Raw genomic sequence first — 15,607 nt, 5'->3', positions numbered from 1 at the left:
CGTCCCGCACCCATCAAGGGCGAACGTAGATCAGACTACCTGGAGGGTCGCGCGGATGTTCGCCGTGGAATTCCCAGCGACTTACCGGACAGTGAACAGTGCAGGTTCGGCGGGGTTCGGCCGCGTTCGCCGACGCGACCGTCCGGCCGACCTGAGGTATCGTCATCGCAACTCGGTCGTGCCGAAGTGACGGCCGTACCGGCTTCGGGGGCCGGTGATCGAGAAGTGTTGATGCGTGAAATGTGGGGGAAGTGTGAGCAGTACCGAGTCGCCGTCGACCGCCGACCTCGACTCCGGCGGGCGGTCGATGCCCGTGGTGAACATCGCGGGCCACCTCCGCCAGCTGATCCGGGTCCTGCCGTTCGCCCTGGTCGCCGCGATCATCGTCGGCGGCGCGGTGTGGTTGGTTCGTGACGGGAGCGAGCGGACCTACCAGGCGAGCATCACCGTCCAGATCTCGCAGCCCTCCATCGGCGCGGTGTTCAACGAACTGACCCAGCCCTACATCGTGATGGTCACCGATACCCGCGTGCTCTCGGATGTGGTGAAGAACGGGCTCGCACCCTCGGAAGCGGATCTGCGCTCCCGGGTGTCGGCGATGACCGGTCCCGCGCCGTCGTTGCTGATCATCACCGCCGAGGCCGGCTCGCCCGAGCAGGCCTCGAAATTGGTCGTGGCGGTCGAACAGTCGCTCGACAGCGTCGGTTCCCAGATGCGGACCGAGGCGATCGCCCGGTCCGCAGCCGACCTGGAGGCACACCGGCGCGCGGTCGAGGACACCTTTTCCAAGCGGCTCTCCGATGATCCGCTGCGCCCGGAGTTGAGTTTCGACGCCCGTGACGTCGCGCGCGAGACCGAGTTCCGCCAGGTACTCGGCCCGGCGCGTCTGACGGTGCTCACCGCGCCCTCCTGGGAACTGGTCGCCCCGCACCCGGTGCAGGAAGGGCTGTTCGCCGCGCTGGCCACAGTGATCGTGGTCGCCGAAGGTCTGGTGCTGGCCGGGGTGGCTCGTGGCCGTCGACGTGGCGGCAAGAAGCCTGCCGATCCCACGGGGGTCGACATCGACAAGGTCGCGCCCACGCCGGAAACCCGAGCACCCGAAAACCGTGCTCCCGCGGTGGAAACCCGTGCACCCGCTGCCGATTCCCGGATGCGCGCGTCGCCGACTCCCCCGGCGTCGTTCGACACGCCGCCACGCCGCGCTGCCCCGGTCACCCCGCGCTCGGCCACCCTCTCACACGATCCCGAGACCATGGCGCTGCCTCGGGTCGGGTACACGCCGGGCAGTCCGCGCGCGACTCCCACCGAACCACGCGACAGCTAGCTCCGCGGCGTGACCATCTCCTACCGAAGCAAACAACGGCCGAGCGACCGCGAATTGTCACAGCTGACCCTCGGCCCGGTGCGACACAACGGCCACGAGATCCGATTGCGCCCACCTCGGATGTCGGATTTCGCCGCGTGGCGCGAGATCCGACTGCGTGATCGCGCCCATATCGAACCGTATTGGAGCACCTCCCCGCTGCCGTGGGAACGACGGCACACCGCGCGGCGCTGGGCGCGCGAATGTCTGCTGGCCCGTGCCGACATGCGCGCCGGACGCCGCTACGCGGGTGCGATCGAGGTCGACGGACAATTCGTCGGACAGTTGGAGTACTGCGTCATCGACACTGCGACGAAAACCGCCGAGTCCAGCGCCTGGATCGACGCCCGCTGGGCAGGCCACGGGGTGATCACCGTGGCGGGCGCGATGCTGCTCGACTACGGGGTCACCGCGCTCGGGCTGGTACGCGTTGTCGCGCCGATCTCGCCCGCCAACCTGCCCGCCGCCGGATCGGTGCGCGCCCTCGGCTTCCGTAAGGAAGCCACCATGGCCGTGGCCTTCGACGCGGGTGGGTCGCTGCGTGACCACGCGTTGTGGGCGTGGACCGCACGTGACAGTTCGACCCCCGAGACTTTCGCGGTTGCGCCACGGTTCCCGGCACCGGCAACCGATCCATCCTCGCGCACCGGTGGGCCCGCACCGGCGATCATCGCGATCGCCGCGCTGCGGCTGTTCCTGTGGATGGTCGTTCGCCGTCTGCGTCGATACGCGCTCGCCCGGGCGGTGCGGATCACCGTCACCGGCGCACCGAACATCGCGGTGCGCAGCCTGTCCCGCACCGACCGGGTCGACTGGCAGGCGGCCGCTACCGCACACCGCGCCCGACTCGCACCGACCGACCGGCGCCGGCATCGGCGCGAGTGGCACCGCGCCCTGCGCAACGCCCGTCACGGGTTGCGGTCACCCGGCGGGCTGGTCCTCGTGCTCCGCACCGAGGGCCGGTACGCCGGGGAGATCCGATTGTTCGAACCGACGATGACCGGGCGCGTCGCCCGGCTGTCGGCCTGGGCGGATCCCGAGCTCGTCGAGGCCACGCAGCTGGGGGCGGCGCTGCGGGCGGTCGCCGAACACGGGTTCGACGAACTCGGGCTTCGGCGGATCGCCGCCGAAGTCCCCAGCGCCGACCCCGCGCCGAACACCGCTTTGACTGCCGCCCATTTCACCGAAGAAGGTGTGCTCCACGACCATTGCGGCCCCACGGGCGTCCGCGCCGACCATCGCCTGTGGGCACTGACCACACCACCGAGTCACGGAGGTCGCCGCTGATGCGAACGTTCCAGCGCAGCAATGAGATCCAGGCCCGCCTGCACGATCTGGTGCCGGGCGGCGCGCACACCTACGCTCGTGGCGCCGATCAGTACCCGGAGAACATGGCGCCGATCCTGGTGCGCGGCAAGGGCGCGCACGTGTGGGACGCCGACGGCAATCGCTATGTCGAATACGGGATGGGGTTGCGGTCGGTGACGCTCGGCCACGCGTACCGACCCGTGCTGGACGCGGTGTCGTCGGCCATCGCCGACGGGGTCAGCTTCACCCGCCCCACCGAGCTGGAACTGCTGGCCGCCCAGGACTTCCTGGATCTGGTCCCCGGCGCCGACATGGTGAAGTTCACCAAGAACGGTTCCGACGCGACCACCGCCGCGGTGCGCTTGGCCCGCGCGGTGACCGGACGCGACCGCGTCGCGGTCTGTCAGCAGCCTTTCTTCTCCGTCGACGACTGGTTCATCGGCACCACACCGATGTCAGCTGGTATCCCCCCGGTCGACACCGCGACCTTCCCCTACAACGACCTCTCCGCGCTGCGTCGGGTCCTGGCCGCGTCGCCGATCGCCGCCGTGGTGATGGAACCCGCGACCGCCACCGGCGAACCCGAACACGGCTACCTGTCCGCGGTCCGCGACCTGTGCGACCGGTACGGCGCCCTGCTGGTCTTCGACGAGATGATCACCGGTTTCCGCTGGTCGGCGGGTGGCGCGCAGGCCGTATACGGCGTTGCCCCCGATCTGTCGTGCTGGGGCAAGGCGATGGGAAACGGTTTCCCCATCGCGGCGCTGGCGGGCAAACGCGAGTACATGGAACGCGGCGGGCTTCGGACCGACCACGACCGCGTGTTCCTGCTGTCGACCACGCACGGCCCGGAGACCGCGTCGCTGGCGGCATTTCGCGCGGTGGTGCACGCCTACCGCACCGAGGACCCAGTCGCCCGGATGGAAGCGGCCGGTAGCCGGTTGGCCGCGGGAGCGAACGCGATCGCCGCCGAGCTCGGCATCGCCGGGCACCTGTCGGTGACGGGGCGCCCGTCCTGCTCCATTTTCCGTACGCACGACGCCGATGGTGTTGCTTCCCAAGCCTTTCGAACCCTGTTCATCCAGGAGATGCTGACCCGAGGCGTCCTCGGTCAGTCGTTCGTCACCTCGGCCGCCCACGACGACACCGCCGTCGACCACACCATCGCCGCGTTCGCCGAGGCCGCTCGGGTGTACCGCACCGCCCTCGCCCGTGGCACCGTCGACGGCCTGCTGACCGGTCGCCCGGTCGCCCCCGCCCTGCGTCGCACCGCCGCGCCCCGACAGATCGAAGCGAGCACCCGCCGATGACCCGTGTCGCCATCGTCCACGAACGTTTCACCGAGTTCGGCGGCTCCGAGGCTGTGGTCGGCGAATTCGTCGAAACCTGGCCCGATGCCGAGGTTTTCGCACCGATCGTCGCGCCGGGCGGCCTGCGCGAGCCCGTGCGCACTGTGCACGACACCTGGCTCAGCACGGCGCACACCTACACCGGCGGCAGGCACGCTCCCCTGCTCCCGTTGGTCCCGCGCGCGCTGCGGCGAATGCCGTTGCGCGACTTCGATGTCGTGGTGATCAGCCATCACGCGTTCGCCACCCAGGCCGCCTTGGCCACCGACGCACCGGTGGTCGCCTACGTGCACTCCCCCGCCCGCTGGGCGTGGGATCGCGAATTCCGCGCACAGGAGGCAGGCGGTCGTATCGGGCAGCTGGCGCTGGGCGCGCTGGGCACCCTGGCCCGGCGGGGCGAACTGCGCGCCGCCCCGCGGCTCACCCACGTCATCGCCAACTCGCACGCGGTCGCCGAGCGGGTCACCGAATGGTGGGGGCTGCCCGCCTCGGTCGTCAACCCGCCCGTGCAGGTCAGCCGCTTCACCCCTGATCGGTCGGTGGCACGCGAGGACTTCTTCCTGTGCGCGGGCAGGCTCGTGCCCTACAAGCGCGCCGACCTCGCCATTCGCGCCGCGCAGCGGGCCGGGGTTCGCCTGGTGGTTCTCGGCGAAGGCCGGTTCCGCGCGCAGCTCGACGAGATCGCGGGCTCGGAGACGACCTTCCTCGGCGCCACCTCCGGCGAGCTGTTGCAGGACATGTACCGGCGCTGCCAAGCCCTGCTCATGCCGGGCATCGAGGACTTCGGCATCGTCCCGGTGGAGGCGATGGCCTGCGGCACGCCCGTGCTCGCGGTCGGTGCCGGTGGCGCCCTCGATACGGTGCGCCCCGGCGTCACCGGCGAGTACGTACCGGCCGGATCCGATGCGGACGTCGTCGCGGCGCTGGCCGACGTGATGGGCGAATTCCGCTCGGCGTCCTACGATCCCGTGAAGATCCGCGAGCACGCCCGCACCTTCGCCCCCGAGGTGTTCCGCACCAGGATCGCGAGCACTGTCGGCGACGTCCTGGCGGATCGGTAGCGACATGTTGTCTGAAACTCTCGGTTACTGAAAGTATCTGTCACACATACCCTTTGACCTGCGGCGATGGGTGACAATTCCCACACGGTGATACCACGCCATCAGCTTGCCCGGCTAGGTTACTGACGAGTACGGTAAGCGTAGCCGGGACGACGATGTGCCCGGTTTCTCTCCAGCCACTTTGCTGCTGGACCTCAACCGTTGATTTCGCATTCACCGCCGCATGCCGATCACTGTTGCGCGACACCGTGTTTCGAGATTTTCAGGAGGAGCGATGGTTTCCTACATCGTGACAGGCGGTACCGGATTTCTGGGTCGACGCGTGGTGCGGGGGCTGCTCGCAGCCGACCCCACCGCGATCGTGCACGTGCTGGTGCGCGCCGAGTCGCTGCCCAAGTTCACCGCACACAATGCGCAACATCCCGACAGCGACCGCGTGTTCGCGCTGGTCGGGGACCTGACCGCCGACGGCCTCGGTCTCGGTGACGGCGCACCGCGTGCCGATCACGTACTGCACCTCGGCGCGGTCTACGACATGACCGCCGACGAGGAGACCGCCCACGCGGCCAACGTCGCGGGCACTCGCTCGGTGATCGAATTGGCCCGCAACCTCGATGCCACCCTGCACCACGTGTCCTCGGTGGCGGTGGCGGGCGATCACCGCGGCAAATTCTTCGAGGAGGATTTCGACCTCGGCCAGAACCTGACCTCGCCGTACCACCGCACCAAGTTCGCCGCGGAGAAACTTGTTCGCGAGGCCACCGACGTGCGCTGGCGGGTATATCGCCCGGCGATCGTCGTCGGCGATTCGCGGACCGGCGAGATGGACAAGATCGACGGCCCGTACTACTTCTTCTCGGCCATTTCGACGCTGGCCGGCCTGCCGTCCGAACTGCCGCTGCCGCTGCCCGATCTGGGTGCGACCAATGTGGTGCCGGTCGACTACGTCGCCGAGGCGATGGTGCGACTGGTGCGCCGCGACGGCCTGGACGGGCGCACATTCCACCTGGTCAACCCGCGGCCGCAGCCGTTCGGGGAGATCTACCGCGCACTGGCCGCCGCCGCGGGCGGTCCGGTCGGCATCGGCACCGTGCCCGGCAGCGCACGCGCGCTGAGCGGGCTCGGCCACGTGCCCGGCGCGAACACGGTGCGCGACTTCCTGTTCGAACAGGCAGGTATTCCCGCCGAGGTCGCACCCCACGTCGGATTCACCGCCGACTTCGTCTCCGATTCCACCCAGGCGGTACTGCCCGGCCTCACCGTGCCCGCCTTCGACACCTACGCCGACCGTCTCTGGGACTTCTGGCGCGTCAATCTGGACCCGCACCGCGGTCGTCCCGCCGCCGACGCGCACCCGCTCTCGGGCCGCACGGTGCTGATCACCGGCGCGTCCTCGGGTATCGGTCTGGCCACAGCCCACGCCGTCGCCCGCCGTGGCGCGATCGTGCTGATGATCGCCCGTGGCGTCGAAGATCTCACGGCCGCAGTGGAATCCGTGCGCGCCGAAGGGGGCACCGCGTTCGCCTACCCCTGCGACATCACCGACTCGGAGGCGGTCGACCTCCTCGTCAAGACCGTGCTGACCGAGCACCACCATGTCGACTACCTGATCAACAACGCCGGTCGCTCCATCCGCCGTTCGGTGGCCAACTCGGTGGACCGGATGCACGACTTCGAACGCACCATGGCGGTCAACTACTTCGGTGCCGTCCGCCTCATCCTGGGGCTGCTTCCCTCGATGCGCGAACGTCACTTCGGCCACATCGTCAACATCTCCTCCATCGCCGTGCAGACCAAGGCACCTCGCTTCGCCGCCTATGCCGCGAGCAAGTCCGCCCTGGACAACTTCAGCGATATCGCCGCCGTCGAAAACCGTGGCGACGGTGTGTCTTTCACCTCGATCCGGATGCCGCTCGTGCGCACCCCGATGATCGCGCCCACCGATCTCTACCGGTCGCTGCCCCTGCCCGACCCCGACCGGGCGGCCGACATCGTGGTCCGCGCTCTGCTGGAACGCCCCGACCGCATCGATACCCCCGCGGGCACCTTCGCCCAGGCGGTCGAGATGTTCCTGCCCTCGCTCAAGCGCACGATCATGCACACCGGGTTCCGGTTCTTCGGCGAATCCACTGCGGCACAGGGTAAGTCCGTTCCCGCCACGGTCACCGAGTCCGCCGAACCGACACGCAATGCCCTCACCGTCCTCGGCCCGGTCTTCGCGCCGCTGATGGTGATGCCGAACTCGGCGGCCCGGATGAGCCGGGTGCTGCCCGGCGTGCACTGGTGACATCACCCTGAACACCGGCCGGTCACGGCGTTCGTCGTGACCGGCCGGTTCCGTTCACCGCAGCCAGGTGCTCGCCCAGGCGGCGAGGGTCGTCGGCGTGGTGGTGAGCACCGTCCGCGGGTTCTCCGCGACGAATCCGGAACTCAATCCCGCGGACATACCGGCGATTCCGGCGATCTGACCCTGTCCGAGGCCCGCTGATCGCAGCGCTTCCCGGAACTCGTTGTCGGCGAGGTGGATCGGGGTGACCGCATGGCCCAACTGCCGGCCGAGGATCTCGGCGACCTCGGTGAATGTCAGATCCCGCGGACCGTGCACGGCCTGCACGACACGCCCCGACCAGGCATCCGACAGCAGTCGGGCCGCCGCCACCTCACCGATATCGCGCGGATCCACCCAGGCCATCGCATGGTCGGGCGGCCACGGTGTGGACAGCGTGCCCGCCCGGATCTCGTCGAGCTGGGTCAGCAGATTGGTGAAGAAGTAGCCGCACCGCAGGTGCACCACATTCGCCCCGGTCTTGTCGAGCAGTTCCTCGGTCCGCGCCAGCCCGTCGATTTCCCCGGCCCCACCCCGCTTCTCAGCACCCACACTGCTGACGAACACCGTCGCCTCGATCCCGTTCTCGACAACAGCACGCGCCGCCGACGCTCCCATCCGCGCGAACCCCGCCACCGGATCACCCTCCACCAGCGCAGGCGGATCCACCCAGAACAACCGATCCGCACCCACGGTGGCCCGCACCACCGCCTCCGAATCCCCCTGATCGACCCGCACGACGTCGACGAACTCCCGCATCGCGGCATCGAGCCGCCCCCGATCGCGCATCAGTACCGTCGGCCGGACCCCCGCCTGCACCAGCAACTGCACAACCCGAGCCCCCACATGCCCGACCGGCGTAGTGACAACAACCTTCTTCGCGTCCTCTCTCAGTTCCATAACCCCACGCTAAAACCCATCGCGGCCAGTTCCTGACCGCAACAGCCGACAGATTTCGCCGAATTCGCCGGCTCTCGGTTCAGCGTGAACGAACCAGGTCGAGGGACGCGTTCGGTGACCACGGCTGCCCTGCGGCGATGAGGGTGCGGGTGGCTCGGAGCTCTCTCGGTCTCGCCATGGCTACGGCACCGACGGGGTGACCGTTGTGCAGGGCGATCGCGAGGAAGTCCCGGGAGCCGAGGTCGCCGTCGATGACCAGGTCGTCGTGCGGATGCAGCCAGCCTGCGAATTGCATCGACAGGCCGTGCTGGTCGGTCCAGCCCCACGGGACTTCGGCGGGGGCCGCCGGGTGGCCGAGGATGGCTCTGGCGGCCGCGGCGCCGTCCGACATCGCCGTGTTCCAGTGTTGGCCGCGTTCGTATTCGCCACGGCGGGGGTTGAATGCGGTGGTGGCGTCGCCCGCGGCGAAGACGGCGGGGGCCGAGGTGCGGTAGTGCTGGTCGACGATGATGCCGTCGTTCACCGCGATGCCGGCGGATTCGGCCAGGGCGGTGTCGGGGATCGAGCCGATGGCGACCAGGGCGGCTGCCGCGGTGAACGTGCGGCCGTCGGTGGTGGTCGCGGTGACGCCTGTGGCGGTGTCGACCAGTTGTGTGGTGGTGAAACTGTTCTCGACGACGACGCCGTGCTCGATGTGGATGTCGCGCACCAGGTTCGACACGGCGTTCGGCACTACCCGATCGAGCAACCCCGGCCCGGCGTTCAACAGCGTCACCTCGGCGCCGAGACCGCGCGCGGTGGCGGCGACTTCGCAGCCGATGAGCCCGCCACCGATGATGAGCAGCGAGCCGCCCCTGTCGATCGCGGTTTGCAGTGCGACGACGTCGGCCTGTCTGCGCAAGGTGTGCACGCGGGTGGACGCGGTGTCGATCGTGCGCGCGCCTGCTCCGGTGGCGAGCAGCAGGCTGTCGTAGCCGAGCACCTCGCCGGTGCTCAAACGCACTGTCGCGCTGTCGGTGTCGATCGCGCGCACCAGCGTGGCCGGGCGCAGATCGACCGCGTTGTCGGCCCAGAACTTCACCGGCTTCAGCACCGCGCGCTGGAACGGCGTAGTGCCCGCGAGCAACTCCTTGGAGACCGCCGGTCGGCGATACGGCAGGTCGGGTTCGGCCCCGACGAGCACGATCTCACCGGCGTAGCCCTCACGTCGCAGGGTCTGGGCGGCGGTGGCGCCGGCGACACCGGTGCCGACGATGACGATCCGTCCACTCATCCGCGGCTCACCTCCCGCATATCGAAATCGGCCTTGGCGGCACCACAGTCGGGGCAGGACCAGTCGTCGGGAATGTCGTCCCAGCGGGTGCCGGGTTCGATACCGTCCTCGGGCCAGCCGAGCGCCTCGTCGTATTCGAAGCCGCACTGGACACACTGGAACAGTCGATAGTCGCTCATCGGGTCGCGCCTTCCCTCGGTTCGAAGTCGACCTTCTCGCGCACACCGCAGTCGGGACAGCACCAGTCGTCGGGGATCTGCGACCAGACCGTGCCGGGCGCGAAACCCTCACGGGGAGCGCCGAATCGCTCGTCGTAGACGTAGTCGCAGATCGGGCAGAGGTAGGCCATCAGTTCACTCCGTACTTCGCCAGGACCCGCGCCCGCTTGCTGGGCTGGATGTTCACGCGGGTGATGTCGCCGTTGTAGTGGGCGAGCACGCGATGGTCCATCACCTTGCGCCACAACGGCGTCACGTAGGCCAGGCCGATCAGGCTCGCGTAGCCGCTGGGCAGCTCGGGCGCGCCGTCCATGTGGCGCAGGATCTGGTAGCGGCGGGTGGGGTTGGCGTGATGGTCGCTGTGCCGTTGCAGGTGGTAGAGGAAGATGTTGGTGACGATGTGGTCGGAGTTCCAGCTGTGCTCGGGGGTGCAGCGTTCGTAGCGGCCCGAGGCGGTCTTCTGCCGGAGCAGACCGTAGTGCTCGAGGTAGTTCACCGTCTCCAGCAGCGAGAAACCGTAGATCGCCTGGATCACCAGGAACGGCAGAATCGACGGACCGAACACCGCGACCAGCCCCACCCACAGCACGACCGACATGAGCCAGGCGTTCACCACGTCGTTCTGCAGCGAGAACGTGCTCTTGCCCAGCCGCTGCATGCGGGTACGCTCCAGCTCCCACGACGAGGTCAAGCTGCCCCACACGCTGCGCGGCAGGAAGCTCCAGAACGATTCGGCGAAGCGCGCACTGGCCGGATCCTCCGGCGTCGCCACGCGCACGTGGTGGCCACGGTTGTGCTCGATGTAGAAGTGGCCGTAGAAGGTCTGGGCCAGCGTGATCTTCGACAGCCAGCGTTCGAGTTCGTCCTTCTTGTGGCCGAGTTCGTGCGCGGTGTTGATGCCGACGCCGCCCATGGCGCCGATCGTGAAGGCCAGACCGATCTTGGAGATCAGGCCGAGACCACCGTCGATGCCGAGCCAGGACAGGTTGTCCGCGGTCCACAGGTAGCAGGCGAACACCAGGCTGAACAGCTGCAACGGAATGTAGGCGTAGGTGCAGTAGCGGTAGTACTTGTCGTTCTCCAGCTGCTCCATCACCTCCTCGGGCGGGTTCTTGCCGTCGGGCCCGAAGAACCGGTCGAGGGTCGGCAGCAGCACATACAGCAGGATCGGCCCGAGCCACCACCACACGGGCGCGACGGCCTGCCAGCCGAACTGGTTGAAGGCCCACACGAACCCAGTCGCCAGCAGCGTCGCACTGGGGGCGACGAGGCCGAACAGCCACAGGTATCGCTTGGGATCTCGCCACTGCGGCGGGGCCGCCGATCCTGCGTGGTCACCGATTCGAGATGTCGTCATTGCCATTCTCCTCATCACCGAGACTTCGGACACCTTCTCGCTCGAAGTCGCCTTCGTTTACACATTAGCGCGTGTTGTTCCGATTGGATACACAATCACGCAGATTGTCAATGAACGAGCACATCGATAGGCACATGTAGGATGATCACGTGGCCGAACCACCGAACTTTCAGGCAGAAATGCGCCAACTGCTGCGCGACCGGATGATCGACGCCGCGCGCACGATGGTCGTCAGCGAGGGCTGGGGCGCGGTCAACATGTCGCGGGTGGCCAAGGAGGTCGGTATCAGCAGGCCGGTCCTCTACAAGGAGATCGGCACCAAGCAGGCGCTCGCGGATGCCCTGATCGAGCGTGAGACCGGCATCTACCTGACCGGCATCGCCGAGACGCTGGCCCGGCATCCGGCCGACCCGCTCGCCGGCATGACCGCCGCCGCCGAGTACACGCTGCGCGCCGCGGGCGACAACACCCTGATCAAGGCGGTGCTCTCAGCTCGCCAGGACGGCGATACCGCCATGCTGCCCGCCCTGGTAAGCGACCCGGAACCGGTACTCGGGCGGGCCGTCGCCGCCCTCAGTGCCACCGTCCGCGAGCAGTACGAATTCGCGTCCCTCACCGATGACGAGCTGACCTCGGTCGTCGAGATCATGGTCCGGTTGACGCTGAGTCATCTGTTCCAGCCGACAGGCAGCGTCGACCGCGCGGTGGCGCAGGTCGGCGCTGTCCTGTCGGGGGTCATGCCCGCGCTCTGAGCGGGCTCACAACCGCGCGTTCACCTGTCCGGCCGCGGCCGCGAACGCCCACCCGTAGCTACCGTGCGCGGCTGGGAACACCCCGCCCGCGCACACCGGATCGCCTGCGGCGCAATAGTTCGCGGTGCGGTCGGCGTACAGCGGTGCGACCGGGCCGCCGATCAATCGCAGGGGGTCACCGAACAGGAGCACCGCGACGACGCGCGAGGACAGCTCCGGCGGCAGCACCCACGCTCCGGGCAACGGGACGGAGCCGAGGACACCGTGGGTGACCACCGCGCCCTGGGAGTAGCCGACGAGAACGAAACGCTGGTCGGGGCAGGCGGCGGCCTGCTCGAGCAGGTGGCCGGTCATGGCCCGGGTGCCGTCGGGCATCGAGGTCGGCACCAGCAGGTCGGCTGGGTAGTCCACGCGATGGGCGGTGGTGTCCACCGGTAGTTGCGCGCTCAGTACCGCGTAGAGCGGGTCGCCGATCGCGGCTCCCAGATAGCCGGGTTCTGCTGTGCCGCGGGCGATCACGACGTCGAGGGTGGCGCAATCCTGCGCCCACGCTGTCAGTCCCGGGGACATCGCTGTCCCGATTCCCGCGGTCAGTAGCAACACCGACAGCGCTCGCGCTGTTTGCCTTGCGACGATACGAATTGCCTTCCGATAGGTCATCGTGCCCACCCACTCACGCCGTTGTGAGAAATAGAGAAAGAGCGATTCACCTCCTGCCCAACAGCATTCGGTGTGCTCAGTGGTGGAATACCCGTTGACCTGCATCGTCATGGCGCGAACTCGGCATCGGCTGCGCCACGGTTACATCTCGGATCGCCTGCGGCACAACGCCGCTGCGCTACCTCAGTGCTTCTTCGGCTTCTTCTTGTACTTGGGCTTGTCGTGATCGGGCTCCCACTCGTAGCCCGCCACACCACGTTCGCAGTAGGAGTCCGCGACGAGAACGTCGCCTTGATCGCGTTCACACCAGCGCGACTTCGAGCACGAGGTGGCGCCGAGGCCGGCCACGACGGCGAGTGTGAGGACGGCGGCACCGGTACGGGTTCGGGCGTTCATGAGCGTGTCGAGCCTTTCATCGAATGAAATGTCGCAGGTCAGGCTGTTTTCCAGGACTTGCCCCCACCTGCCGACTAACCAATGCTACGTTCCAGGCATGTCGAGCACAGTGCCTGCGCCCACCGAAGATTTCACCCCCGACGCGATTGTCGTCGGCGCCGGACTCGCGGGCCTGGTGGCCGCGCACGAGTTGGTGCTCGCCGGACGCAAGGTCCTGGTGCTCGATCAGGAGAATCGCGCCAACCTCGGCGGGCAGGCATTCTGGTCGCTGGGCGGGCTGTTCGTCGTCGACAGCCCGGAGCAGCGCAGGATGGGCATCAAGGACTCCTACGAACTGGCACTGCAGGATTGGCTGGGTTCGGCCGGTTTCGACCGCGACGACGAGGACCGGATGGGCCGCGAGTGGGCGAAGGCTTACGTCCGGTTCGCCACCGACGAGAAGCGGGATTACCTGCACGCCCTGGGTCTGCGTTTCACCCCGCTGGTCGGCTGGGCCGAGCGGGGCGGTGGCCTGGCGGGCGGACACGGCAACTCGGTGCCACGGTTCCACCTCACCTGGGGCACCGGGCCCGAGGTACTGCGGGTGTTCCGCGAGCCGGTGCTGGCCGGTGAGGCGAAAGGGTTGGTCCGCTTCGCCTTCCGGCACCGCGTCGACGAGCTGATCGTCGACGACGGCGCCGTGACCGGCGTGCGCGGCAGCGTTCTCGCCCCCTCCGACACCGACCGCGGTCAGGCCTCGAACCGGGATGTAATGGGCGAGTTCACCTTCCGAGCCCCCGCGGTTCTCGTGAGTTCGGGTGGCATCGGGCACGCCCACGACCTCATCCGCCGCAACTGGCCCACCGAACGGCTCGGCCCGTGCCCGGAGCACATGATCTCCGGTGTACCCGCCTATGTCGACGGCCGGATGCTCGGGATCTCCGAGGAAGCCGGGGCGGCGCTGGTCAACCGCGATCGGATGTGGCACTACACCGAGGGCATCCACAACTGGGATCCGATCTGGCCCGATCACGCCATCCGCATCATCCCCGGCCCGTCGTCGCTGTGGTTCGACGCGAACGGAAACCGCATGCCCGCACCGTGTTTCCCCGGTTTCGACACCAACGAGACCATGCGTCAGATCCTGTCGACGGGCTACGACTACTCGTGGTTCGTCCTGAACCAGTCGATCATCGAGAAGGAGTTCGCGCTGTCGGGTTCGGAACAGAACCCCGACATCACCGGCAAGGACTTGAAGTTCACGGTGCGCAGCAGGCTCGCCAAGGGCGCGCCGGGCCCGGTGGAGGCGTTCAAGCAGCACGGCGTGGATTTCGTGGTCGCCGACTCCCTGGCCGAACTCGTCGACGGCATGAACGACATCTCCCGCGGTCCGAAGCTGGACGTGGCCGCCCTCGAGCACCAGATCGTGGGCCGCGATCGCGAGGTCGCCAACTCCTTCTCCAAGGACGCGCAGGTGACCGCGACCAACAGCGCCCGCAAGTTCCTCGGCGACAAGCTCCGCGTCGCCAAGCCGCACCGCATCCTCGATCCTGCCCACGGCCCGCTCATCGCGGTGCGCCTCAATGTGCTGACCCGCAAGACCCTCGGCGGTCTGCAGACCGACCTCGATTCGCAGGTGCTGCACCCGGACGGCTCGGTGTTCCCCGGCTTGTACGCGGCCGGTGAGGTCGCCGGGTTCGGCGGTGGCGGCGTGCACGGTTACAACGCGCTGGAGGGCACGTTCCTGGGCGGGTGCATCTTCTCCGGTCGGGCTGCCGGTCGAGCGATCGCGCGACGCGCAGCCTAGTGCGGGTGCCGGGGGGCCAGGGTGCGTGACGCTTCCTTGGCCACCTCGGCCAGCGCCCGAGCCAGCCGCGCGGTGTCGAGCGCGGTGCGCTCACCATTGACCGTGCCCGACAACGAGATCGCGGCCACCGCGACACCGCGGCCGCGGATCGGCACCGCCACGCAACCCACGCCCGGCAGCGACTCCTCGGTGTCCACGGCCACGCCCTGACGGTTGCGGATACGGGCGAGTTCGCGATGCAGTTCGGCCCGGTCGACGATCGTGCGCGCGGTTCGTGCCACGGCATTGCCCCGCAGCGCGGCCTCGGCGATGCCGGGCTCCAGCGTGGCCAGCAGCGCCTTGCCCACCGCCGTGGAGTGCGCGGGCAGCCTGCCACCGACACGGGTCGGGATGACCACCCGGCCGCGGCCCCCCGAACGATCCAGGAACAACACCTCACGCCCGTCCAGCACCGCGAGGTGCCCCACCAGCCCCGTGCGCTGACTGAGTTCGTAGAGCAGTGGCCCCACCACCTCGCGCAGTTCGTTCTGCTCGGCCGCGAGCCCGCCGAGTTCGAGCACCCGCAGCCCCAGCCGGTAGCCGCCCGGAGTGTGCGCGAGCCAGCGCAGCCGGATCATCTGGTCGAGGATGCGATGCACGGTCGAGCGCGGCAGCCCGGTGCGTTCGGCGAGCCCGAGCAGCGTCAGCGTGGGTGTGGCGGCGTCGAACGCGTCCAGGATGAGCGTCATCCGCTCGATCATCGACGTCGGCGGTGCCCCGGTCGCCCGGCCCGATCCGGTCCACAGGTTCTCGGGCGCCGGTTCGGTCACGATCTCGACCGTCATGTGATCCAACCTCCACAGTGCGTAGCGCTAACAG

Annotated in this window: 15 protein-coding genes; 7 read left to right on the top strand and 8 right to left on the bottom strand. The window is 68.5% G+C overall.

Annotated elements, in window-relative coordinates; all coding sequences use genetic code 11:
• Positions 1 to 253: 253 nt before the first annotated feature.
• The 5 genes from ACWGCN_RS17595 (at position 254) to ACWGCN_RS17575 (ending at position 7,368) form a co-directional block, all read left to right on the top strand.
• Positions 254 to 1,324 (top strand): YveK family protein, encoded by a 1,071-nt coding sequence (locus ACWGCN_RS17595; protein ID WP_378991886.1) that lies wholly within the window; start codon positions 254 to 256, stop codon positions 1,322 to 1,324.
• Positions 1,325 to 1,333: 9 nt separating this feature from the next.
• Positions 1,334 to 2,650: a GNAT family N-acetyltransferase gene (locus tag ACWGCN_RS17590; protein WP_452458140.1), complete on the top strand. Its 1,317-nt coding sequence runs from the start codon at positions 1,334 to 1,336 to the stop codon at positions 2,648 to 2,650.
• Positions 2,650 to 3,981 (top strand): glutamate-1-semialdehyde 2,1-aminomutase, encoded by a 1,332-nt coding sequence (locus ACWGCN_RS17585; protein WP_449961277.1) that lies wholly within the window; start codon positions 2,650 to 2,652, stop codon positions 3,979 to 3,981. The genes ACWGCN_RS17590 and ACWGCN_RS17585 overlap by 1 nt, the downstream gene beginning before the upstream one ends.
• A complete protein-coding gene (locus ACWGCN_RS17580; RefSeq protein WP_378991881.1) occupies positions 3,978 to 5,081 on the top strand; it encodes a glycosyltransferase in 1,104 nt (367 codons plus the stop codon). The genes ACWGCN_RS17585 and ACWGCN_RS17580 overlap by 4 nt, the downstream gene beginning before the upstream one ends.
• 274 nt (positions 5,082 to 5,355) lie before the next feature.
• The gene (locus tag ACWGCN_RS17575; RefSeq protein WP_452458139.1) at positions 5,356 to 7,368 is read left to right on the top strand and encodes an SDR family oxidoreductase; all 2,013 of its coding nucleotides are present in this window, start codon (positions 5,356 to 5,358) and stop codon (positions 7,366 to 7,368) included.
• A 54-nt stretch (positions 7,369 to 7,422) separates the two neighbouring features.
• Here ACWGCN_RS17575 and ACWGCN_RS17570 read toward each other — a convergent pair whose 3' ends face one another.
• The 5 genes from ACWGCN_RS17570 to ACWGCN_RS17550 all read right to left on the bottom strand — a co-directional run bounded on the left by ACWGCN_RS17570 (position 7,423) and on the right by ACWGCN_RS17550 (position 11,155).
• On the bottom strand, positions 7,423 to 8,307 hold the full coding sequence (locus ACWGCN_RS17570; RefSeq protein ID WP_387447393.1) for an NmrA family NAD(P)-binding protein: 885 nt from the start codon (positions 8,305 to 8,307) through the stop codon (positions 7,423 to 7,425).
• A gap of 79 nt (positions 8,308 to 8,386) precedes the next feature.
• Positions 8,387 to 9,580, bottom strand: a complete 1,194-nt coding sequence (locus ACWGCN_RS17565; RefSeq protein WP_452458138.1) for an NAD(P)/FAD-dependent oxidoreductase — start codon at positions 9,578 to 9,580, stop codon at positions 8,387 to 8,389.
• Positions 9,577 to 9,759: a rubredoxin gene (locus tag ACWGCN_RS17560; protein ID WP_266289085.1), complete on the bottom strand. Its 183-nt coding sequence runs from the start codon at positions 9,757 to 9,759 to the stop codon at positions 9,577 to 9,579. The genes ACWGCN_RS17565 and ACWGCN_RS17560 overlap by 4 nt, the downstream gene beginning before the upstream one ends.
• On the bottom strand, positions 9,756 to 9,932 hold the full coding sequence (locus tag ACWGCN_RS17555; protein WP_378997037.1) for a rubredoxin: 177 nt from the start codon (positions 9,930 to 9,932) through the stop codon (positions 9,756 to 9,758). The genes ACWGCN_RS17560 and ACWGCN_RS17555 overlap by 4 nt, the downstream gene beginning before the upstream one ends.
• A complete protein-coding gene (locus ACWGCN_RS17550; protein ID WP_378997023.1) occupies positions 9,929 to 11,155 on the bottom strand; it encodes an alkane 1-monooxygenase in 1,227 nt (408 codons plus the stop codon). The genes ACWGCN_RS17555 and ACWGCN_RS17550 overlap by 4 nt, the downstream gene beginning before the upstream one ends.
• A gap of 149 nt (positions 11,156 to 11,304) precedes the next feature.
• On the opposite strand from ACWGCN_RS17550, the gene ACWGCN_RS17545 reads away from it, so the two are divergent.
• Positions 11,305 to 11,907 (top strand): TetR family transcriptional regulator, encoded by a 603-nt coding sequence (locus ACWGCN_RS17545; RefSeq protein WP_452458137.1) that lies wholly within the window; start codon positions 11,305 to 11,307, stop codon positions 11,905 to 11,907.
• Positions 11,908 to 11,913: 6 nt separating this feature from the next.
• Here ACWGCN_RS17545 and ACWGCN_RS17540 read toward each other — a convergent pair whose 3' ends face one another.
• Both ACWGCN_RS17540 and ACWGCN_RS17535 read right to left on the bottom strand, forming a co-directional pair.
• Positions 11,914 to 12,567 carry a cutinase family protein gene (locus tag ACWGCN_RS17540; RefSeq protein WP_379318408.1) on the bottom strand — a complete coding sequence of 218 codons (654 nt, stop codon included), beginning with the start codon at positions 12,565 to 12,567 and terminating at the stop codon, positions 11,914 to 11,916.
• Between the two features lie 183 nt (positions 12,568 to 12,750).
• The gene (locus tag ACWGCN_RS17535) at positions 12,751 to 12,963 is read right to left on the bottom strand and encodes a hypothetical protein (protein ID WP_378997029.1); all 213 of its coding nucleotides are present in this window, start codon (positions 12,961 to 12,963) and stop codon (positions 12,751 to 12,753) included.
• A gap of 97 nt (positions 12,964 to 13,060) precedes the next feature.
• On the opposite strand from ACWGCN_RS17535, the gene ACWGCN_RS17530 reads away from it, so the two are divergent.
• Entirely contained in the window at positions 13,061 to 14,749 is a 1,689-nt protein-coding gene (locus ACWGCN_RS17530) for an FAD-binding dehydrogenase (protein WP_452458136.1), read from the top strand.
• On the opposite strand, the gene ACWGCN_RS17525 is transcribed toward ACWGCN_RS17530, so the two are convergent.
• The gene (locus ACWGCN_RS17525) at positions 14,746 to 15,573 is read right to left on the bottom strand and encodes an IclR family transcriptional regulator (protein WP_387447388.1); all 828 of its coding nucleotides are present in this window, start codon (positions 15,571 to 15,573) and stop codon (positions 14,746 to 14,748) included. The genes ACWGCN_RS17530 and ACWGCN_RS17525 overlap by 4 nt on opposite strands.
• Positions 15,574 to 15,607 lie beyond the last annotated feature (34 nt).

This window comes from Nocardia sp. NPDC055050, from assembly GCF_053608345.1.
This window is presented reverse-complemented; position numbering and strand designations above follow the sequence as displayed.